The following is an 18,844-nucleotide window of genomic DNA, read 5'->3' on the forward strand; positions in this document are numbered from 1 at the left end:
TATTGGCGCCATAAAAAGCATAAAAAAGCCGCGTCAGTGACGCGGCTCATATTCCGTGGTTTGACCTCTAACGCAATGCCCGAGAGATGGCCTCACCAACCTGTTGCGTGGTGGCAGTGCCTTTCATATCCGGTGTTTTCGGGCCGCTGGCAATAACCTGCTCAATTGCCGCCAGAATACCGTCGTGGGCGGCTTTATAGTTAGCATCACCGTTGCCAAGGAAATCGAGCATCATGGCGCCAGCCCAGATAGTCGCTATAGGGTTGGCGAGGTTCTTGCCGTAGATATCGGGGGCCGAACCGTGTACTGGCTCGAACAGAGACGGGAAGGTGCGTTCCGGGTTTAAGTTGGCTGAAGGCGCAATGCCAATCGTTCCGGTACAGGCTGGACCGAGATCGGAGAGGATGTCGCCAAACAGGTTGGAGGCAACCACCACGTCAAAACGCTCCGGCTGCATCACAAAGCGGGCGCAGAGTATATCAATATGCTGTTTATCCCAACGGATCTCGGGATAGTGAGCCGCCATTGCTTCCACGCGCTCGTCCCAGTACGGCATGCTGATAGCCAGGCCGTTGGATTTGGTCGCCGAGGTCAGGGTTTTGCGCGGGCGATTTTGTGCCAGCTCGAAAGCGTAACGCAATATACGATCGACGCCGCGACGGGTGAAGACCGACTCCTGGATAACCACTTCGTGTTCTGTACCTTCGCTTACGCGTCCGCCGAGTGAAGAGTATTCTCCCTCGGTGTTCTCGCGCACCACGTAGAAATCGATGTCGCCAGGCTGCTTACCTGCCAGTGGGCAAGGTACGCCCGGAAACAGGCGTACCGGGCGCAGGTTGACATACTGGTCGAATTCGCGGCGAAACTTAAGCAGCGAGCCCCATAATGAGATGTGGTCCGGTACGGTTTCCGGCCAGCCAACGGCACCAAAATAGATAGCATCGAAGGATTGTAACTGCTCGTGCCAGTCATCCGGCATCATCTTCCCGTGATGGGCGTAGTACTCGCAGCTGGCCCATTCCATTTGCTCAAAGCTGAGTGACAACCCCCAACGCTCGGCGGCTGCCTGCAACACCTGAATGCCTTCAGGCAGGACTTCTTTACCAATGCCATCTCCGGGGATAGCGGCAATACGACAGGTTTTCTTCATAGCAGCTCTCACTTGTACGCCATCAAAATTGACTTTCCCCGTATCCTATAATTGACTGATTAATAGTTAATCCCCCTAACTGGTGAAACATAAAACACAGATCATGAATAATCTGCCTCTGCTAAATGATTTACGCGTCTTTATGCTGGTTGCCCGTCGTGCGGGATTTGCCGCCGTTGCCGAAGAGCTGGGCGTATCTCCGGCTTTTATCAGTAAGCGCGTTGCCCTGTTGGAGCAAACGCTGAACGTGGTGCTGTTGCACCGAACAACGCGGCGCGTAACCATCACGGAAGAGGGGGAGCGGATCTACGAATGGGCACAGAGGATCCTGCAGGATGTCGATCAGATGATGGACGAGCTGTCCGATGCCAGGCAGATCCCGCAGGGGATGCTACGAATTATCAGTAGCTTTGGTTTTGGCCGCCGGGTGGTCGCTCCGGCGCTGTCTGCGCTGGCAAAAGAGTACCCGCAGTTAGAACTGAGGTTCGATGTTGAAGACCGTCTGGTCGATATGGTCAATGAGGGCGTCGATCTCGATATTCGTATCGGGGATGATATCGCGCCGAACCTGATTGCCCGCAAGCTGGCGACTAACTATCGTATTCTGTGCGCCTCGCCGGAATTTGTGGCGCGGCATGGAGTGCCGAAACAACTGAACGATCTTTCTACTTTCCCCTGCCTGGTTATTAAAGAACGTGACCATCCGTTTGGTATCTGGCAAATGCGTAATAAAGAGGGCGCACACTCAATAAAGGTTACGGGGCCGCTGTCGTCTAACCATGGCGAAGTGGTACATCAATGGTGTCTGGATGGGCAGGGAATTGCTTTGCGTTCGTGGTGGGACGTTTGCGACAACATTGCCAGCGGACATCTGGTGCATATATTGCCTGAGTATTATCAACCCGCCAATATATGGGCGGTTTATGTCTCCCGGCTGGCGACGTCGGCAAAAATCCGTATTACGGTTGAGTATTTACGCCGCTATTTTGCCGAAAACTACCCAAAGTTTACTTTGGAATAAATGCTCGATAGGTTAGTCAGAGACAGAAAATAAAAAAGGCAGAATAATCTGCCTTTTTCGTAACCATGATTTAGCGACAAAAGAGCTTATTTAGACTCTTCCGCTTCAGGTAATGTCACGTTAAGTTCGAGGATCGAAATATCGCCGTCTTTTTGTTCAAGTTGTACTGTGACCATTTCGGGATCAATTTGTACATACTTGCAGATAACGTCGAGAATATCCTTGCGCAGCTGCGGTAAATAATGTGGCTCGGCGTCACTACGACGACGTTCCGCAACAATAATCTGCAGTCGCTCTTTAGCGATGTTCGCTGTGCTCTTTTTCCGCGAGAGAAAAAAATCCAGTAATGCCATAACTTATCCTCCGAACAGGCGTTTGAGGAAACCTTTCTTCTCTTCTTCAATGAAGCGGAAAGGACGTTCTTCTCCCAACAGACGGTCTACGGTATCAGCATAGGCTTTACCGGCATCAGCATTGATGTCGAGAATAACCGGCTCACCCTGGTTAGACGCGCGCAGGACTGACTGATCTTCAGGAATCACGCCAACCAGCTTGATTCGCAGAATTTCCAGTACGTCTTCCATGCTCAGCATGTCACCTTTATTAACGCGGCCAGGGTTGTAGCGCGTCAGCAACAAATGCTCTTTAATTGGATCTTCACCGTTTTCCGCGCGACGAGATTTCGACGCCAGAATACCCAGTATACGGTCAGAGTCACGTACAGAGGAGACTTCCGGGTTGGTGGTAATAATCGCTTCATCGGCAAAATACAGGGCCATCAGCGCACCGGTTTCAATACCCGCCGGAGAGTCGCAGACGATGAAGTCGAATTCCATCGTTTTCAGATCGTCCAGAACTTTCGCGACGCCTTCACGCGTCAGCGCGTCTTTATCGCGAGTTTGTGAGGCCGGAAGAATAAAGAGATTTTCGGTACGCTTATCTTTGATTAGCGCCTGATTTAACGACGCATCGCCCTGAATAACGTTGACGAAGTCGTAAACGACGCGGCGTTCACAACCCATAATCAGATCAAGATTACGCAGGCCGATATCAAAATCAATAACGACAGTTTTCTTTCCCTTCTGGGCCAAACCTGTAGCGATGGCCGCGCTGGAGGTGGTTTTGCCAACGCCCCCTTTACCCGAAGTAACAACAATAATGCGTGCCATAGAAATTCCTTGTTAAAAAGGGATCAATTCAACGGTTGAACTGTCAAAGCGTTCTCTGCTAATTGCAGACGTGCCGCTTTGCCATAAAATTCTGCTGGGATTTTATCACTCAGCCAATAAACACCTGCGATAGACACCAGTTCTGCCGTCAGATGGGTACAAAAAATTTGCGCTTCCCGGTCACCGCTTGCGCCTGCCAACGCACGGCCTCTCATCATTCCATAAACATGAATATTGCCATCAGCGATAAGCTCTGCGCCTGCACTGACGTGGCTTGTAACAATCAGATCACATTGTGGTGCATAAATGCGCTGACCGGAACGAACCGGCACATTTATTAATCGTGTTTTTGTGATGGGAGTAACGTTTTGTGGCGGAGCGAAGGGAGCCGGGGCCTCAACGGGCGCAGGACGAATAGCTTTTTCTTTACCTTCAGTCAGTAAAGGAAGACCCATTTCGTCGATTTCAGCCTTGAGTCTGGCGTCTTTGCATCCGCTAACGCCGATAATGCGCAATCCGGTAGACGCGACAACCTTCTGCAGCGCTGACCAGTTTACCGGGCTTTCAAGACCACTCACGTTAACCACTACGGGAGCATGTTTTAAAAAAGCAGGTGCCTGCGCGATTTTGTCTTCCAACGCCTGACGAATAACCTCGGGTTCTGCTTCATGTAAATGAACCACTGATAAGGTGAAGCTACTGCCTTTAAGCTCGATTGGCGTGTTTGACATCCTGGCCTTACTCAATTTGCTATTTATCATCCCCAGCGCGGGGTGATATTCCGAAGACTATAAGGCATGTTATAGTCAGTATTATATTGAGGCAAGCCACCATTCCGTGAATTCAGAGTAAAAGATATGTTTTGTGTGATCTACCGAAGCAGTAAACGTGACCAGACCTATTTATATGTCGAAAAAAAAGACGATTTCTCGCGAGTTCCTGAAGAACTGATGAAAGGATTTGGTCAGCCGACGCTGGCAATGATGTTGCCGCTTGATGGCCGTAAAAAGCTGGTTAATGCCGATCTGGAAAAAGTAAAACAGGCACTCACCGAGCAGGGCTATTATTTACAAATACCACCGCCGCCAGAAGATTTACTTAAACAGCATCTGGCCGCGACGAAACAAAATACACCAGACGATAAACGTTAAACTGCATCCGGCAGCAGTACGCCCCATCGATGCAGTACCTGAAATTGATAACTACGTTAGGGGAAAGTAATGTATCAACATCATAACTGGCATGGTGCTCTGCTGGATTATCCGGTGAGTAAGGTGGTTTGCGTAGGGAGTAACTATGCTAATCATATTAAAGAGATGGGCGGAAGTACCCCGGAAGAGCCGGTGCTGTTTATTAAACCGGAAACCGCGCTGTGCGATTTACGCCAGCCGCTGGTGATCCCATCTGATATGGGTTCGGTTCACCATGAAGTTGAGCTGGCTGTGCTAATTGGCGCGACCCTACGTCAGGCGACGGAAGAACATGTGCGCAAAGCCATCGCGGGCTATGGCGTCGCGTTGGATCTGACCCTGCGTGATATTCAGGGCAAAATGAAGAAGGCGGGGCAACCGTGGGAAAAAGCGAAGGGCTTTGATAACTCTTGCCCGCTGTCAGGGTTTATTCCGGTAGCGGAATTTAATGGTGATCCTCAGGATACGATGCTCGGGTTAACGGTTAACGGTGAGCAGCGCCAGCACGGCACCACGGCGGATATGATCCATCACATCGTGCCTTTGATTGCCTACATGAGTCGTTTCTTTACCCTCAAAGCGGGCGATGTTGTGTTGACGGGGACGCCAGCGGGCGTTGGGCCGTTAAACAGCGGTGATGAGCTGGCTATCAGTTTTCATGGTCAAACGCTGACGACACGCGTGCTGTAATCTCTTCTTGCCGCCTTTTCGGGCGGCAAAACTTGCATCAGCGTGCCAGACTGGTTATAAGGTGCAGCTTTATTGCAATAGCGGATACCCTGATGAGCGACATACCTTTCTGGCAAAGTAAAACCCTGGATGAAATGACCGATGCCGAGTGGGAGTCATTATGTGACGGGTGTGGTCAATGCTGCCTGCATAAGCTGATGGATGAAGACACCGACGAAATCTATTTTACTAACGTCGCGTGTAAGCAGCTCAATATCAAAACCTGTCAGTGCCGTAATTACGAACGCCGATTCGAGTACGAGCCTGACTGTATCAAACTGACGCGCGATAATCTGCCTACCTTTGAATGGCTGCCGATGACCTGTGCGTATCGTCTGCTAGCGGAAGGTAAAGGGCTGCCGGAGTGGCATCCACTGCTGACGGGATCAAAAGCGGCGATGCACGGTGAACGTATTTCAGTACGTCATATTGCGGTGAAAGAATCGGAAGTGCGTGACTGGCAGGATCATATTCTGAACAAACCTTCATGGGCGGACTAAACCGCCCATCGATTAGCAGGCGTTTAGGCTTAAGACTTTTTCGCCTGATACATCTCATCGCCATGGTTGTCATCTTCAACCCAGAAATTGATGTTGAATTGGGCGTCGTCGCTTAATTCAACGCGATGCCAGTACTGCGGCGGACTGGTCGCAAACTGACCGGCATTAATCACCACTTTTACTTCAGGCTCTTTTGCGTCTTCATTGGCAAAGCCGTAATACGTTACCGTACCTTCCATCACGCAAAGCTGGCCAAAAACGCCTGCAGCAGTGTTATGGTGAGAAAGAAGTGCTGCCGGGACGTTGTCTTTCGTGAAGAAGGGAGTAGAGCGTTTAACTTTCCAGTTTGCCGGGATGCGTAAATGGGACATAAGACATCTCCTTGGTGTGGCATCTATAAGATGTATTTAATATACATCTTATAGATGCCAGCAGGCAATGAATTTAAGGCAAAAAAAAACGCTCCCGAAGGAGCGTCTCTGTTAGCGACCGAAGAGGTCACGTTTTTTCGGTTTGAACGGCTGTGCTATCACTACCAGCACGGCGACTACCAGGTAGGCGGCGAAGATCCCCAACAGCCACTGCGGCATTTCCAGGGTTAAAAAAGACCACTGGCGCTCAGCACAGTCACCGGACGCTAAAAACACCTGCGGCAGCCATTTGTCCAGCGGCAGCCAACTTGGAAAGCGTGCGGCAAAATCACAGGTCATAAACGGGGATGGGTGCAGCTGAATCATGGTGTGCTCATACGCTAACTGAAGTCCGCGCCAGGCACTGTAAATCCAGATTATCATCGCCACATAGCGCAGCGGTGTTTTTGGTGCGATAGCACCCACCAGCCCTGCACCCATCACGCCAAATAATGCGCTACGTTCGTAAATACACAACACGCAAGGTTTTAGCAGCATGACGTGCTGGAACCACAGCGCGACGAGCTCCAGCGCAAAGGCGGTTAACGCCAACAATAACCATGCTCCACGACCTCGGGAGCACTGGTTTAAAAATCGCAACATAATCATTTCCCTGCAACATGCGTAGAGACCGCAGTTTAAACCAATTCACTTTATGCGCCACTAGCGGGAATTGAAAATTTGCGTAATCGGATATTTATCATGCAAAAAGTCAAACCGGGCAGTGATTTGCCCGGTTAATTGTTATGAAAGTGTAGCTAACCAGCCCGTTTGGGTCATCCACTCGGTCACCGGAACTAGTGTGAACTCGACGCAAAGCAGGCCGACGAGCGTCAGGACGAGAGTATAAGGCAGGGCCATCCACACCATGCGACCATAAGAGAGGCGAATCAACGGCGCCAGTGCAGAGGTCAGCAGGAACAGGAATGCAGCCTGGCCGTTTGGCGTGGCCACCGAAGGCAGGTTGGTCCCGGTATTGATCGCCACCGCCAACAGCTCAAATTGGTTAAGGCTGATGGTCCCATGTTCCATCGCGGCTTTGGCTTCATTGATATAAATCGTACCAACAAAAACGTTATCAGAGATCGAAGATAGCAGGCCGTTGAAGAGATAAAACAGCGTCAGTTGTGCATGTTCAGACGACTGCAAAACAAACTGAATAATCGGCGAAAAGAGCTGTTGATCGATAATCACCGCGACAATAGAGAAGAACACGGTCAGCAGCGCGGTGAAGGGTAGCGACTCGGTAAAGGCTTTACCTATCGCATGTTCGTCGGTGACGCCGGTCAACGAGGTTGCCAGAATGATGACCGACAAACCGATCAATCCGACTTCTGCCAGATGCAGGGCCAAAGCAACGACCAGCCAGACGCCAATAATCGCCTGGACAATCAGTTTGATTTTGTCTTGGCGGGTACGTTGTTGGCGGCTCTGATCGTCAAACTGTTGCAGGACATCACGGACGGTCTCCGGCAGCGTTTCGCCATAGCCAAACCAGCGCAATTTCTCGACCAGCACACAAGTTAACAGGCCGCAAATCAGTACCGGGACGGTAACTGGCGACATACGCAGGAAGAAGTCGCCAAAATGCCAGCCAGCCGCTTTGGCGATAATCAGGTTTTGTGGCTCACCCACCATGGTCATCACGCCGCCTAACGCCGTACCGACCCCCGCGTGCATCATCAGGCTACGCAGAAAACCGCGGAACTGCTCAAGAACGACCTTATTGTGCTGATCGATATGGCTGTCATCGAGCATGTTGTTGTCTTCCGCGCGAGAAGAAGCAACGCGATGGTAGATACCATAAAAACCGACCGCAACGCTGATTACCACGGCAACGACGGTCAACGCATCGAGGAACGCAGAGAGAAAAGCGGCTGCAACACAAAAAGACAGTGACAGCAGCGTCTTGGAGCGAATAGTGAGCAGCAGACGAGTGAAAATAAACAGTAATAGCTGCTTCATAAAGTAGATGCCTGCCACCATAAACATCAGCAGCAATAACACCTCAAGATTTGCGGCAACCTCTTCACGCACATGCGTGGCGCTGGTCATGCCAATAATTACAGCTTCAATAGCCAACAGCCCGCCTGGCAGCAGTGGGTAACATTTTAACGCCATCGCCAGCGTGAAAATGAACTCGGCCACCAGCAACCAGCCGGCGATAAAAGGGTTGATGAAAAAAATAATCGGGTTAACGACTAAGAAGACAAGCAGTGCAAGTTTGTACCAGTCTGGTGATTGGCCTAAAAAATTGCGCCACATAGCGCGGCCCCATGATAGCTCCATGGTGATTTCCCTACCTTTAAAAATGAAATCATGTTTTTATGTTTGACCGCAAAGCTTAGCGGGAGGAGGGAGTACAGGCAAGCTATTCACGAGACTGGCAAGTTTGGCTGTGCTGTAGCGTTATTTGGAAAATGAAGCCTTGATCCACTTTTTCTTCATTGCGTCAGCTATCAGCTAAGATACCCATCTGGTATGATGTGTGTAACTATGTTTTGCTGTGTAATGGAATTTTTACTATGGTCATTAAGGCGCAAAGCCCGGCTGGGTTCGCGGAAGAGTACATCATTGAAAGTATCTGGAATAACCGCTTCCCACCTGGCACTATTTTGCCCGCTGAACGTGAACTCTCCGAACTTATTGGGGTGACACGTACCACGCTACGCGAAGTATTGCAGCGGTTGGCGCGAGATGGCTGGTTGACCATTCAACACGGCAAACCGACGAAGGTGAATAACTTCTGGGAAACCTCCGGGCTGAATATTCTTGAAACGCTGGCGCGTCTCGATCACGAGAGTGTCCCGCAGTTGATTGATAATCTGCTGTCCGTGCGTACCAATATTTCGACGATCTTTGTTCGCACTGCGTTTCGCCAGCATCCTGATAAAGCACAGGAGGTTCTGGCGACGGCAAATCAGGTGGCCGACCACGCTGACGCATTTGCCGATCTGGACTATAACATTTTCCGCGGCCTGGCATTTGCCTCCGGCAATCCGATTTACGGTTTGATCCTCAACGGTATGAAAGGATTATATACCCGCATTGGTCGTCATTATTTTGCCAATCCGGAAGCGCGCGCGCTGGCGCTGAGCTTCTACCGTAAACTGTCAGAACTCTGCGAGCAGGGCGCTCATGAGCAGGTGTATGAAACGGTGCGCCGCTATGGTCACGACAGTGGCGAAATTTGGCATCGCATGCAAAAGAGCCTGCCGGGCGATTTGGCGATTCAGGGACGTTAATCGCTCAAAGCCGGATGGCGACGCCAAAGCGTCTTATCCGGCCTACAATACGTGCACTTCGTAGGCCGGATTAGGTGTTTACACCGCCTCCGGCAATAAGATTTACAGACCGTTCATCCTTGGCGGGCAACGCTCCAACAGCTCCACGCTGCCATCTTCATTCTGTTGCTCCAGCATCACGTCAAAACCCCAAAGCCGGTGTACGTGCTTGAGCACTTCTTTGCGTCCTTTATCCAGCGGTGCGCGGTTATGCGGAATATAGCGTAAGGTGAGCGAACGGTCGCCACGCAGATCGACATTCCAGATTTGAATATTCGGCTCCAGGTTGCTGAGGTTGTATTGCGACGACAACCTGTTGCGGATCTCACGATATCCTTCCTCGTTATGAATCGCTGAAATCTCCAGATAGTTGTGACGATCGTCATCCAGCACGGTGAACAGACGGAAATCACGCATCACCTTTGGTGACAGGAACTGGCTGATAAAGCTCTCATCTTTGAAATCGCGCATCGCAAAATGCAGGGTTTCCAGCCAGTCAGAACCCGCTATGTCCGGGAACCAGTATTTGTCCTCCTCGGTCGGCGACTGACAAATACGTTTGATATCCTGGAACATGGCAAACCCCAGGGCATAAGGGTTTATCCCGCTATACCACGGGCTGTTGTAGGGCGGCTGAAATACCACATTGGTATGGCTATGCAGAAACTCCAGCATAAACCGTTCGGTGACTTTACCTTCATCATAAAGGTGGTTCAGGATGGTGTAATGCCAGAAAGTGGCCCAGCCCTCGTTCATCACCTGCGTCTGTTTCTGCGGATAAAAATACTGGCTGACCTTGCGTACAATGCGCAGGACTTCACGTTGCCAGGACTCCAGCAGCGGGGCGTTCTTCTCCATGAAGTACAGCAGGTTCTCCTGTGGCTCAGAGGGATATCGCCGGGCTTCCGCCACGGTTTTCTCTTCCTCTTTCTTCGGCAGCGTGCGCCACAACATATTTACCTGGCTTTGCAGATACTCTTCACGGCTTTTCTGACGGGCTTTCTCTTCCTGTAGGGAGATTTTTTGCGGGCGTTTGTAACGGTCAACGCCGTAGTTCATCAGCGCATGGCAGGAGTCGAGCAGCTTTTCGACTTCATCCACGCCGTAACGCTCTTCACACTGGGTAATATAGTTTCGCGCGAAGATCAGGTAATCGACAATGGAACTGGCATCCGTCCAGCTTCGGAACAGGTAGTTGTTTTTGAAAAAGGAGTTGTGTCCGTAGCAGGCATGCGCCATCACCAGCGCCTGCATGGTGATGGTGTTCTCCTCCATCAGATACGCGATGCACGGATTGGAGTTGATAACGATCTCATAGGCCAGCCCCTGCTGACCATGCTTATACAAGCGCTCGGTTTCAATAAACTTTTTACCAAACGACCAGTGAGGATAGTTGATCGGCATCCCGACGCTGGAATAAGCGTCCATCATCTGTTCGGAGGTGATCACCTCGATTTGGTGCGGGTAGGTATCCAGTCTGTAGAGTTTCGCCACGCGGTCTATCTCTGCCAGATAGACATCCAGCAGATCAAACGTCCAGTCGGGTCCATCGCTTAACCGTGTGCTGTCCTTGTTCATGGAATCAATCGTAGCCATTCGCGCACCCTCATTGTTGGCGGCACTCTCTGTCTGGAGTACCTCATGTCAAGCATAGATCATGGTGTTAAAAAACGTGCTGCGGCAGAAATTTTTTCTTTGCGATTTCACGTTAGCGAGGCGTCGAAAAATGGCATGGCCGCAAAATTTTATGCTGGATAAAAATAACGCACAGCAGGAGATGCCAAAGCGGAGAGTCCCCAGCCATCACCGCTATATGTGAGGTAAGTCACCATAAAAAAGCCATATGTTGAATAATATTTTCAACTGAGTTATCAAGATGTAATTAGATGATTGTTCTTTTACTGTTAACGGAGTGGCTATGCGAGTTGTCATACTGGGAAGTGGTGTCGTTGGCGTGACCAGCGCTTGGTACTTAAGTCAGGCTGGACACGATGTCACCGTCATTGATCGTGAGCCCGGTCCGGCACTGGAAACCAGTGCGGCGAACGCGGGGCAAATCTCTCCAGGTTATGCTGCACCATGGGCGGCACCAGGCGTACCGCTAAAAGCAATTAAGTGGATGTTTCAGCGCCACGCTCCGCTGGCCGTCCGTCTTGACGGAACCCAGTTCCAGTTGAAATGGATGTGGCAGATGCTGCGCAACTGCGACACCAGCCACTACATGGAAAACAAAGGACGCATGGTGCGACTGGCGGAATACAGCCGTGATTGCCTGAAAGCGCTGCGCGCCTCTACCGGTATCGAGTACGAGGGGCGCCAGGGCGGAACCCTGCAACTTTTCCGTACCGCTCAACAGTATGAGAACGCTACCCGCGACATCGCCGTGCTAGAAGATGCGGGCGTGCCATATCAACTGCTGGAAGCAAACCGTCTGGCGGAAGTCGAACCCGCACTGGCAGAAGTGGCGCACAAGCTGACCGGCGGTCTGCGTTTACCGAATGATGAAACCGGCGACTGCCAGCTGTTTACCCAGCGTCTGGCGCAGATGGCGGAGCAGGCAGGCGTTAAGTTTCGCTTTAATACCCCGGTCGATAAGCTGCTGAGCGATGGTGAGCAGATTTATGGCGTCCAGTGCGGCGAAGAGATAGTTAAAGCCGATGCCTATGTGATGGCGTTTGGTTCGTACTCCACGGCAATGCTGAAAGGGATCGTTGATATCCCGGTCTATCCGCTCAAAGGCTATTCGTTGACCATTCCGGTGGCGCAAGACGACGGTGCGCCGGTTTCTACTATCCTTGATGAAACCTACAAAATCGCTATTACCCGCTTTGACAATCGTATTCGCGTTGGCGGCATGGCGGAGATTGTCGGCTTTAATACAGAACTGCTACAACCTCGTCGTGAAACGCTGGAAATGGTCGTACGCGATCTCTTCCCGCGCGGCGGTCATGTGGAGCAGGCAACCTTCTGGACCGGACTGCGTCCGATGACGCCGGACGGAACGCCGGTGGTGGGGCGCACCCGCTTTAAGAATCTGCTGCTCAATACCGGCCACGGCACGCTGGGTTGGACCATGGCCTGCGGCTCCGGTCAGCTGCTGAGCGATATCCTTTCTGGCCGCACGCCAGCCATACCTTATGACGATCTGAGCGTGGCGCGTTACAGTCCGGGGTTTACCCCCTCCCGTCCACGGCATTTACATGGCGCACATAACTGATAAGGACGTGAGATGACCCGCCCGATACTGGCCAGCATTGACCTGCAGGCGTTGAAACAAAATCTGACCATTACCCGCCAGGCCGCGCCGGACGCTCGCGTCTGGTCGGTGGTGAAAGCCAATGCGTACGGACACGGCATTGAACGCGTCTGGAATGCGCTGGGCACAACCGATGGTTTTGCCATGCTCAATCTTGAAGAGGCGATAACCCTGCGCGAGCGCGGATGGAAAGGCCCGATACTCATGCTGGAGGGTTTTTTCCACGCCGAAGACCTGACGGTATATGACAATTATCGACTCACCACCTGTGTACACAGTAACTGGCAGCTAAAAGCATTGCAGAATGCGCGCCTGAAGGCACCGCTCGATGTTTACCTGAAGGTGAATAGTGGTATGAACCGCCTTGGTTTTTTACCGGAAAGAGTTCCCACGGTCTGGCAACAGCTGGGGGCTATGCCCAACGTCGGCGAAATGACGCTGATGTCGCATTTTGCCGATGCAGAGCACCCGGAAGGTATCCAGGAGGCTATGGCGCGTATTGCGCAGGCGACTGAAGGGCTGGAGTGCAGACGGTCACTATCGAATTCGGCCGCCACGCTGTGGCACCCTGAAGCGCATTATGACTGGGTTCGTCCGGGCATTATTTTGTATGGTGCGTCGCCTTCGGGACAATGGCGGGACATCGCCAATACCGGCCTGAAGCCAGTGATGACGCTGAGCAGTGAGATCATCGGCATACAAACGCTGAAAGCTGGCGATCGGGTGGGCTACGGTGGACGTTACACTGCCAGCGGTGAGCAGCGCATTGGCATTGTAGCGACCGGCTATGCAGACGGTTATCCACGCCATGCGCCAAGCGGAACGCCTGTGCTGGTGGATGGTGTACGTACCGGGACGGTGGGGACAGTCTCAATGGATATGTTGGCGGTAGATCTGACACCGTGCCCGCAGGCAGGGATCGGCACGCCGGTAGAGCTGTGGGGCAAAGAGATTAAAATTGACGATGTGGCCACCGCCGCAGGTACGGTAGGCTACGAGTTAATGTGTTCTCTGGCGCTGCGCGTGCCAGTTGTGACGGTGTAACTTTATATTGCATTGCCTGATGCTGCTGCGTTTATCAGGTCTTCAGAGTCAGTGCATTTTGTAGGCCGGGTAAGGCGCAGCCGCCACCCGGCAAAACATCCGTTTTACTCATCCTCATCTTCAGCAACGCGAACACCGACCTTCAGCACTGCATTATCTTCCTTCTCGGCCACAGTCCAGATCATACCCGCGAATTCCACCTGGTCACCGACGACGGGCGCGGCACCAAGCAGATGCTGGACAATTTCACCCAACGTTTGCTGCTTATCACGATACTCGGTGCCATCTTCCAGGCCATAAATCAGCGCCACATCGGCATATTTTGCGCTGGCTTCAAGAATAAAATCACCGAAGAAGCGCTGGTCTAACGACACAGGTGGCGACTGGCTGAACAGCTTGCCAAGAGCCGGGAGATCGCGCTCGCGGCCAATAACACACAATACATCGCCTTCGCGAAGACGCGTACTGCCGGAGGGGTGAAACAGCACGTTGTCACGAAACAGGGCGGCTATTCGCGTTTCTTCCGGCATATGCAGGTCGCGCAGTGCGGCGCCCACACACCACTTATCCGCGCTGAGCTGATAAACAAACTGCTCCCACGGGTTATCCGGATGAATATCCAGACCAATGCGCGACACGGGCCAGCCGACGGGAGGGACCACCACTTTGGCTTTTTTAGCAGCCCATGAAAGCGACGTTCCCTGAAACAGCAACGAGATAAGTACCACGAAGAAGGCGACGTTAAAGAACAGGCGCGCGTTCTCCAGACCCGCCATCATTGGGAAGACGGCGAGGATGATGGGTACCGCACCGCGCAGACCCACCCAACTGATGAAAATGCGCTCGCGCAGATTAAAGCCACGAAACGGCAGCAGTCCCGCGAAGACCGAAAGCGGGCGGGCAATGAATATCATCCACGCAGACAAAATCAGTGCCGGGATTGCGATAGGCAGCAGGTCGGATGGCGTAACCAGCAGTCCGAGCACCAGGAACATGGCGATTTGCGCCAGCCAGGCCAGACCGTCGAAGTTTTGCAGAATGCCAAACCGGTTGCGAATAGGGCGATTACCCAGCAGGAAACCACACAGATAAACCGCCAGAATACCGCTGCCTTCCAGCGCAGTGGTCAGGGCAAAAATCAGAATCCCACCGCTTAACGCCAATAGCGGATACAGTCCGGCAGGCAGGGAAATGCGGTTAATCATCTGCTGGAGCATATATCCACCGCCCAGACCGATAGCGATGCCTAAGCCAAACTGCTGGATAATGTGCACCGCGAACATCCAGCTTAAACCGGTTTCGTGGTTTTGGATCATGGCGATGAGCGTGATGGTCAAAAATACGGCCATCGGGTCATTACTGCCGGATTCAATTTCCAGCGTAGAGCCAACGCGTTCGTTAAGCCCCTTACCGCCAAGCAGGGAAAAGACCGCCGCGGCGTCGGTTGAACCAACAATCGCGCCAATCAGGAGTCCTTCGATAAGATCCAGATGAAACAGCCACGCGGCCATCATGCCAGTGAGTCCGGAAGTAATCAGCACACCGACCGTCGCCAACGATAGCGCCGGGCCTAACGCAACGCGAAAAGAGCTGGCCTGGGTGCGCATCCCGCCGTCGAGCAGGATAACTGCCAGTGCCAGGTTACTCACCATGTAGGCGAATGGATAGTTATCGAAAGGTATGCCGCCTATACCATCTACGCCCGCTAACATACCGATAGCGAGAAATATCACCAGGATAGGGATACCAAGGCGTGATGAGAATGAACTGAGTAAGATACTGCAGGTGACGAGAACGGAACCCAAAATAAAAAGGCTAATAATTGCTGCGGCATCCAACGTTCGGTTACTCCTGAATTACGCTGTTTCGTATTAATAAACCCTACCATAATAACGACAGAAACAGCGTTTTGCTTAGCCCCATTAGCCGCTTTTTTTACGATTTTAGTACCGGATGCCCACTTAAGGTGAGCTGAGTGCCGTTTTTATCATTTTTCAGCACCGCATTGGCTCCCAAAGGCAGGGTGACAGTGCGTTGTTCATGGCCAAAATCGAGGCCGCAGATCAACGGTACTGACAATCTGGCGCGTAGAAAATCACAAACTGAATCAAGATTGTAACCGGCATCGTAATCATTGGGAGCGCTACCGCTAAAACTGCCGAGAATAATGGCGTTTTGCTGGGCCAGTATTCCGGCGTGGTACAGCTGCAGCAGCATGCGCTCGACACGGAATGGATGCTCGTTAATGTCTTCCAGCACCAAAATGCCGTTTTTGATGGCCGGCATCCACGGTGTACCCATCAACGAAATGATCATCGCCAGATTTCCGCCCCACAGTGTACCTTCAGTTGCGCACTGTGGACCGTCACCCTGCCATTCGAGGGTAAATTGGGCATTACGCAAAGCCTGCCAGAAATGGTGCTCGGTGAATGCGTTCATTTCTTCGGCGCCGAAGTTCGCCGCCAGCATCGGGCCGCTGAAGCTAATCACATTCCCCTGTGTCAGCAGACCACACTGGATCGCCGTAAAATCGCTGTGTCCGCACAGCAGCAGCGGATCTTGTTGCTGGCGGGCTGCCAGCCCCTGCCAGTCAATTTCTTCCAGTAAACGGCTCGCGCCATAGCCGCCGCGTACCGCCATCACAATGGTATCGGGGGTTTTCAGATTAACGAGCGAGTTCACATCAGCAAGCCTTTCTGCCTCTGTCCCCGCAAAACGCTGGCAGCGGCGTGCAATGACCGCTGAATTGTCGACCTGATGACCGGCCTCAGTAAGACGCGCAAGCCCACGTAAGGCAGCCTGCTGATTGATACAGTAGCCCGACGGGGCAATTAAGTGAAACCGGGACATGGCATTTCCTTGCTACAACTAAAACCAAATGTATATCATGCCGCGTAGGTATGTCGTTGTCACCTCAGCGACAGGTTCCGGCTATAAGGATAGATGACGTGAAATTGAGATGGTTTGCTTTTTTGGTTGTATTACTTGCGGGCTGTAGTTCAAAACAGGATTACAAAAACCCGCCGTGGAATGCTGAAGTTCCGGTTAAACGCGCAATGCAATGGATGCCGATCAGTGAAAAAGCCGGTGCGGCCTGGGGTGTCAGTCCACAATTGATTACCGCTATTATCGCCATTGAATCAGGCGGAAATCCGAATGCGGTCAGTAAGTCCAATGCGATTGGTCTGATGCAGTTGAAAGCCTCAACTTCAGGACGCGATGTTTATCGCCGCATGGGCTGGAGCGGAGAGCCGTCGACCAGTGAGTTGAAAAACCCTGAGCGCAATATCTCGATGGGGGCCGCATACCTGAGTATTCTCGAAACCGGGCCGCTGGCCGGGATTGAAGATCCGCAGGTGATGCAGTACGCGCTGGTAGTATCGTACGCCAACGGTGCGGGCGCACTGTTACGCACGTTCTCATCCGACAGGAAAAAAGCGATCAATAAAATCAACGACCTCAGCCCGGATGAATTTATTGAACATGTTGCGGACAATCATCCGGCGCCGCAGGCCCCGCGCTATATCTGGAAGCTTCAACAAGCGCTGGATGTGATGTAGTTCGTGTGAGTTTACTCGCGCACCTTATTCGATTTTTCCCGGGCCTCGCGTTCAAGGGAAAAAATAATCCGCTGTAAGTTCCGCTCCACCGCCGGGCCGACGTTGAGAAAACGAAAGCTCAAGCGGGGAGTGGTAATCGTTTCGTTTTTCCCATCGATAACCTTGCGCTCACTAATGGAAATAAGCTGGGCGTCAACGTGATACACCCCCCATTGCTCCATATTTAGTTCAACCTGCGAGAAGCGCATACCTTCTGCCAACCCCTCTGGTTTTGCCACTTCTAACAGCCCGCCCATGCCACCGAGAGACAGATCGAATAAGCGAAAATGCAGAATGCTGTTGTCTGGCATTTTTGCCGTGCAGCGATAGGGAGGATGCAGCGGAGCGCCGATGCGGAAATATTCCCGACGCTGCACAAACCACAGAGAAGGCGGCAAGGATGAAATAAAGGCCGGCAGTTGCTGATACTCGCCTTTTTTCAGCTGTGGCAGGGTGAATTCTACTTTGGCTCCCTGCGTTTCGGCGATAATTGAGATCTGGCTGGCCCGCTGTACGGCCTGGTTTTCATATTCCTGGCTGCCAAAATCCATGATCAGTTCATCGGGACTGACGGTCAGAATTTTGCTGATGAACTGGCCGCCTGACCAGGAGATACGCAGTGGAACCTGCTGCGACTTCAAGTCCCGAAGTACACCTAACACCGCTAACGGATTTTGCTTCAGGAACTGCTCATTGTAGTTACTCACACCTAATGACTCCTGGATGCCTGGTTTGTCGTTGGGTTATCGGCATTAATCTACGGAACTTAATACAAATGGATGAAATTTTTTACCAAACCCAATGAATTAAGTCTGAGTGATAAAAGCATGTCGCGATGGCTTGCCTATACTTTAAGTGCTGGCGCAGGAATGTCTTGCGCGTGCGTTCACTGGAAAGAGGGCCTGAAAATGGGAATTATTGCCTGGATTATTTTTGGTCTGATTGCGGGGGTTATCGCCAAACTGATTATGCCGGGGCGCGATGGCGGGGGATTTATCCTGACTTGTATTCTGGGTGTCGTCGGTGCTGTGGTCGGTGGATGGCTGGCAACGATGTTTGGTATTGGCGGCGATGTCAGCGGATTTAATCTCCATAGCTTCCTGGTGGCCGTGGTCGGCGCGATTGTTGTGCTGGGTGTCTTCCGGCTTGTACGACGAGATTAATCGAACGGCCCCTGTGCGGTAATGCCGTTCAGTTAAGCATGTAAGGTGAACATGTGATTCTTGTTCAGGGTTCCGTTCACCTCAACGGTGTCATTTCTCTGAAGCGCAGATACCCGTGAACGTGCAAGGGAGGCTTGCCGCCGCCTCCCTTGCAACCCAGGCTCCCGGCGGGATTGTAAAGGGCGTGACGGAGAACGCCCTTTACACGTTCACAGGAATCGGCGTTTCAGAGAAACTATGAACAGGAGGTGAACGGAACCCTTTTTCTGAGAGTGCATATTCAAAACTTCTACCCACACCGGCGATACTTTCTGAAACTAAGGCGTTAA

The 18,844-nt window shown here is 52.0% G+C and carries 20 protein-coding genes; 9 read left to right on the forward strand and 11 right to left on the reverse strand.

Annotation, left to right across the window (positions count from 1 at the left end; all coding sequences use genetic code 11):
* Positions 1–67 precede the first annotated feature (67 nt).
* The gene (locus OGY17_RS10070; protein WP_241176819.1) at positions 68–1,150 is read right to left on the reverse strand and encodes a tartrate dehydrogenase; all 1,083 of its coding nucleotides are present in this window, start codon (positions 1,148–1,150) and stop codon (positions 68–70) included.
* Positions 1,151–1,253: 103 nt separating this feature from the next.
* On the opposite strand from OGY17_RS10070, the gene OGY17_RS10075 reads away from it, so the two are divergent.
* Positions 1,254–2,171: a LysR family transcriptional regulator gene (locus OGY17_RS10075; RefSeq protein ID WP_020996618.1), complete on the forward strand. Its 918-nt coding sequence runs from the start codon at positions 1,254–1,256 to the stop codon at positions 2,169–2,171.
* An 86-nt stretch (positions 2,172–2,257) separates the two neighbouring features.
* Here the strand turns inward: OGY17_RS10075 and minE are convergent, their stop codons facing one another.
* Genes minE through minC form a run of 3 tightly spaced genes read right to left on the reverse strand, consistent with a single transcriptional unit; the run spans position 2,258 to position 4,071 of the window.
* Positions 2,258–2,524, reverse strand: coding sequence for a cell division topological specificity factor MinE (gene minE, locus OGY17_RS10080; protein ID WP_003833739.1), 267 nt, complete (start codon positions 2,522–2,524; stop codon positions 2,258–2,260).
* Between the two features lie 3 nt (positions 2,525–2,527).
* On the reverse strand, positions 2,528–3,340 hold the full coding sequence (minD, locus tag OGY17_RS10085) for a septum site-determining protein MinD (protein WP_003020956.1): 813 nt from the start codon (positions 3,338–3,340) through the stop codon (positions 2,528–2,530).
* 23 nt (positions 3,341–3,363) lie between these two features.
* On the reverse strand, positions 3,364–4,071 hold the full coding sequence (minC, locus tag OGY17_RS10090; protein WP_286607141.1) for a septum site-determining protein MinC: 708 nt from the start codon (positions 4,069–4,071) through the stop codon (positions 3,364–3,366).
* A 126-nt stretch (positions 4,072–4,197) separates the two neighbouring features.
* Between minC and OGY17_RS10095 the strand changes: the two genes are divergently transcribed.
* The 3 genes from OGY17_RS10095 to ycgN all read left to right on the forward strand — a co-directional run bounded on the left by OGY17_RS10095 (position 4,198) and on the right by ycgN (position 5,759).
* On the forward strand, positions 4,198–4,491 hold the full coding sequence (locus OGY17_RS10095; RefSeq protein ID WP_003833735.1) for a YcgL domain-containing protein: 294 nt from the start codon (positions 4,198–4,200) through the stop codon (positions 4,489–4,491).
* A gap of 69 nt (positions 4,492–4,560) precedes the next feature.
* Positions 4,561–5,220 carry a fumarylacetoacetate hydrolase family protein gene (locus tag OGY17_RS10100; RefSeq protein WP_048235224.1) on the forward strand — a complete coding sequence of 220 codons (660 nt, stop codon included), beginning with the start codon at positions 4,561–4,563 and terminating at the stop codon, positions 5,218–5,220.
* Positions 5,221–5,312: 92 nt separating this feature from the next.
* Positions 5,313–5,759: a cysteine cluster protein YcgN gene (ycgN, locus tag OGY17_RS10105; RefSeq protein WP_003020944.1), complete on the forward strand. Its 447-nt coding sequence runs from the start codon at positions 5,313–5,315 to the stop codon at positions 5,757–5,759.
* A gap of 29 nt (positions 5,760–5,788) precedes the next feature.
* On the opposite strand, the gene OGY17_RS10110 is transcribed toward ycgN, so the two are convergent.
* From OGY17_RS10110 to nhaB, 3 genes are all read right to left on the reverse strand, one after another.
* Positions 5,789–6,130: a TehB family protein gene (locus OGY17_RS10110; protein ID WP_003020940.1), complete on the reverse strand. Its 342-nt coding sequence runs from the start codon at positions 6,128–6,130 to the stop codon at positions 5,789–5,791.
* 111 nt (positions 6,131–6,241) lie between these two features.
* Positions 6,242–6,772, reverse strand: a complete 531-nt coding sequence (gene dsbB, locus OGY17_RS10115; protein ID WP_003844060.1) for a disulfide bond formation protein DsbB — start codon at positions 6,770–6,772, stop codon at positions 6,242–6,244.
* A gap of 141 nt (positions 6,773–6,913) precedes the next feature.
* Complete coding sequence (nhaB, locus tag OGY17_RS10120) at positions 6,914–8,458, reverse strand: Na(+)/H(+) antiporter NhaB (protein ID WP_008785014.1); 1,545 nt, start codon at positions 8,456–8,458, stop codon at positions 6,914–6,916.
* Between the two features lie 236 nt (positions 8,459–8,694).
* On the opposite strand from nhaB, the gene fadR reads away from it, so the two are divergent.
* Positions 8,695–9,414: a fatty acid metabolism transcriptional regulator FadR gene (gene fadR, locus OGY17_RS10125; RefSeq protein WP_003833559.1), complete on the forward strand. Its 720-nt coding sequence runs from the start codon at positions 8,695–8,697 to the stop codon at positions 9,412–9,414.
* Between the two features lie 102 nt (positions 9,415–9,516).
* On the opposite strand, the gene OGY17_RS10130 is transcribed toward fadR, so the two are convergent.
* Positions 9,517–11,049 carry a SpoVR family protein gene (locus OGY17_RS10130; protein ID WP_003833557.1) on the reverse strand — a complete coding sequence of 511 codons (1,533 nt, stop codon included), beginning with the start codon at positions 11,047–11,049 and terminating at the stop codon, positions 9,517–9,519.
* 322 nt (positions 11,050–11,371) lie between these two features.
* On the opposite strand from OGY17_RS10130, the gene OGY17_RS10135 reads away from it, so the two are divergent.
* On the forward strand, positions 11,372–12,670 hold the full coding sequence (locus OGY17_RS10135) for a D-amino acid dehydrogenase (protein ID WP_003833553.1): 1,299 nt from the start codon (positions 11,372–11,374) through the stop codon (positions 12,668–12,670).
* Between the two features lie 12 nt (positions 12,671–12,682).
* Entirely contained in the window at positions 12,683–13,753 is a 1,071-nt protein-coding gene (gene dadX, locus OGY17_RS10140) for a catabolic alanine racemase DadX (RefSeq protein WP_286607143.1), read from the forward strand.
* Positions 13,754–13,857: 104 nt separating this feature from the next.
* Here the strand turns inward: dadX and OGY17_RS10145 are convergent, their stop codons facing one another.
* Both OGY17_RS10145 and ldcA read right to left on the reverse strand, forming a co-directional pair.
* A complete protein-coding gene (locus tag OGY17_RS10145; RefSeq protein ID WP_079937487.1) occupies positions 13,858–15,591 on the reverse strand; it encodes a potassium/proton antiporter in 1,734 nt (577 codons plus the stop codon).
* A 97-nt stretch (positions 15,592–15,688) separates the two neighbouring features.
* Entirely contained in the window at positions 15,689–16,603 is a 915-nt protein-coding gene (ldcA, locus tag OGY17_RS10150) for a muramoyltetrapeptide carboxypeptidase (RefSeq protein ID WP_100272296.1), read from the reverse strand.
* Positions 16,604–16,701: 98 nt separating this feature from the next.
* On the opposite strand from ldcA, the gene emtA reads away from it, so the two are divergent.
* Positions 16,702–17,313, forward strand: coding sequence for a membrane-bound lytic murein transglycosylase EmtA (emtA, locus tag OGY17_RS10155; protein WP_016153365.1), 612 nt, complete (start codon positions 16,702–16,704; stop codon positions 17,311–17,313).
* 11 nt (positions 17,314–17,324) lie between these two features.
* Here the strand turns inward: emtA and ycgR are convergent, their stop codons facing one another.
* Positions 17,325–18,059 carry a flagellar brake protein YcgR gene (gene ycgR / locus OGY17_RS10160; protein WP_008785008.1) on the reverse strand — a complete coding sequence of 245 codons (735 nt, stop codon included), beginning with the start codon at positions 18,057–18,059 and terminating at the stop codon, positions 17,325–17,327.
* Between the two features lie 201 nt (positions 18,060–18,260).
* On the opposite strand from ycgR, the gene OGY17_RS10165 reads away from it, so the two are divergent.
* Positions 18,261–18,515 (forward strand): GlsB/YeaQ/YmgE family stress response membrane protein, encoded by a 255-nt coding sequence (locus OGY17_RS10165; RefSeq protein ID WP_003020908.1) that lies wholly within the window; start codon positions 18,261–18,263, stop codon positions 18,513–18,515.
* Positions 18,516–18,844 lie beyond the last annotated feature (329 nt).

The sequence above is a fragment of the Citrobacter sp. Cpo126 genome (assembly GCF_030332445.1).
Classification (GTDB): domain Bacteria; phylum Pseudomonadota; class Gammaproteobacteria; order Enterobacterales; family Enterobacteriaceae; genus Citrobacter; species Citrobacter portucalensis.

Excerpts from the sequence above, each read along its gene's own strand:
- minE (WP_003833739.1), bottom strand. The coding sequence starts at position 2,524 with ATGGCATTACTGGATTTTTTTCTCTCGCGGAAAAAGAGCACAGCGAAC.
- OGY17_RS10130 (WP_003833557.1), bottom strand. The coding sequence starts at position 11,049 with ATGGCTACGATTGATTCCATGAACAAGGACAGCACACGGTTAAGCGAT.
- minD (WP_003020956.1), bottom strand. The coding sequence starts at position 3,340 with ATGGCACGCATTATTGTTGTTACTTCGGGTAAAGGGGGCGTTGGCAAA.
- dsbB (WP_003844060.1), bottom strand. The coding sequence starts at position 6,772 with ATGTTGCGATTTTTAAACCAGTGCTCCCGAGGTCGTGGAGCATGGTTA.
- OGY17_RS10110 (WP_003020940.1), bottom strand. The coding sequence starts at position 6,130 with ATGTCCCATTTACGCATCCCGGCAAACTGGAAAGTTAAACGCTCTACT.
- fadR (WP_003833559.1), top strand. The coding sequence starts at position 8,695 with ATGGTCATTAAGGCGCAAAGCCCGGCTGGGTTCGCGGAAGAGTACATC.
- OGY17_RS10075 (WP_020996618.1), top strand. The coding sequence starts at position 1,254 with ATGAATAATCTGCCTCTGCTAAATGATTTACGCGTCTTTATGCTGGTT.
- dadX (WP_286607143.1), top strand. The coding sequence starts at position 12,683 with ATGACCCGCCCGATACTGGCCAGCATTGACCTGCAGGCGTTGAAACAA.
- OGY17_RS10095 (WP_003833735.1), top strand. The coding sequence starts at position 4,198 with ATGTTTTGTGTGATCTACCGAAGCAGTAAACGTGACCAGACCTATTTA.
- OGY17_RS10070 (WP_241176819.1), bottom strand. The coding sequence starts at position 1,150 with ATGAAGAAAACCTGTCGTATTGCCGCTATCCCCGGAGATGGCATTGGT.
- nhaB (WP_008785014.1), bottom strand. The coding sequence starts at position 8,458 with ATGGAGCTATCATGGGGCCGCGCTATGTGGCGCAATTTTTTAGGCCAA.
- ldcA (WP_100272296.1), bottom strand. The coding sequence starts at position 16,603 with ATGTCCCGGTTTCACTTAATTGCCCCGTCGGGCTACTGTATCAATCAG.
- OGY17_RS10135 (WP_003833553.1), top strand. The coding sequence starts at position 11,372 with ATGCGAGTTGTCATACTGGGAAGTGGTGTCGTTGGCGTGACCAGCGCT.
- OGY17_RS10100 (WP_048235224.1), top strand. The coding sequence starts at position 4,561 with ATGTATCAACATCATAACTGGCATGGTGCTCTGCTGGATTATCCGGTG.
- OGY17_RS10165 (WP_003020908.1), top strand. The coding sequence starts at position 18,261 with ATGGGAATTATTGCCTGGATTATTTTTGGTCTGATTGCGGGGGTTATC.
- ycgN (WP_003020944.1), top strand. The coding sequence starts at position 5,313 with ATGAGCGACATACCTTTCTGGCAAAGTAAAACCCTGGATGAAATGACC.
- minC (WP_286607141.1), bottom strand. The coding sequence starts at position 4,071 with ATGTCAAACACGCCAATCGAGCTTAAAGGCAGTAGCTTCACCTTATCA.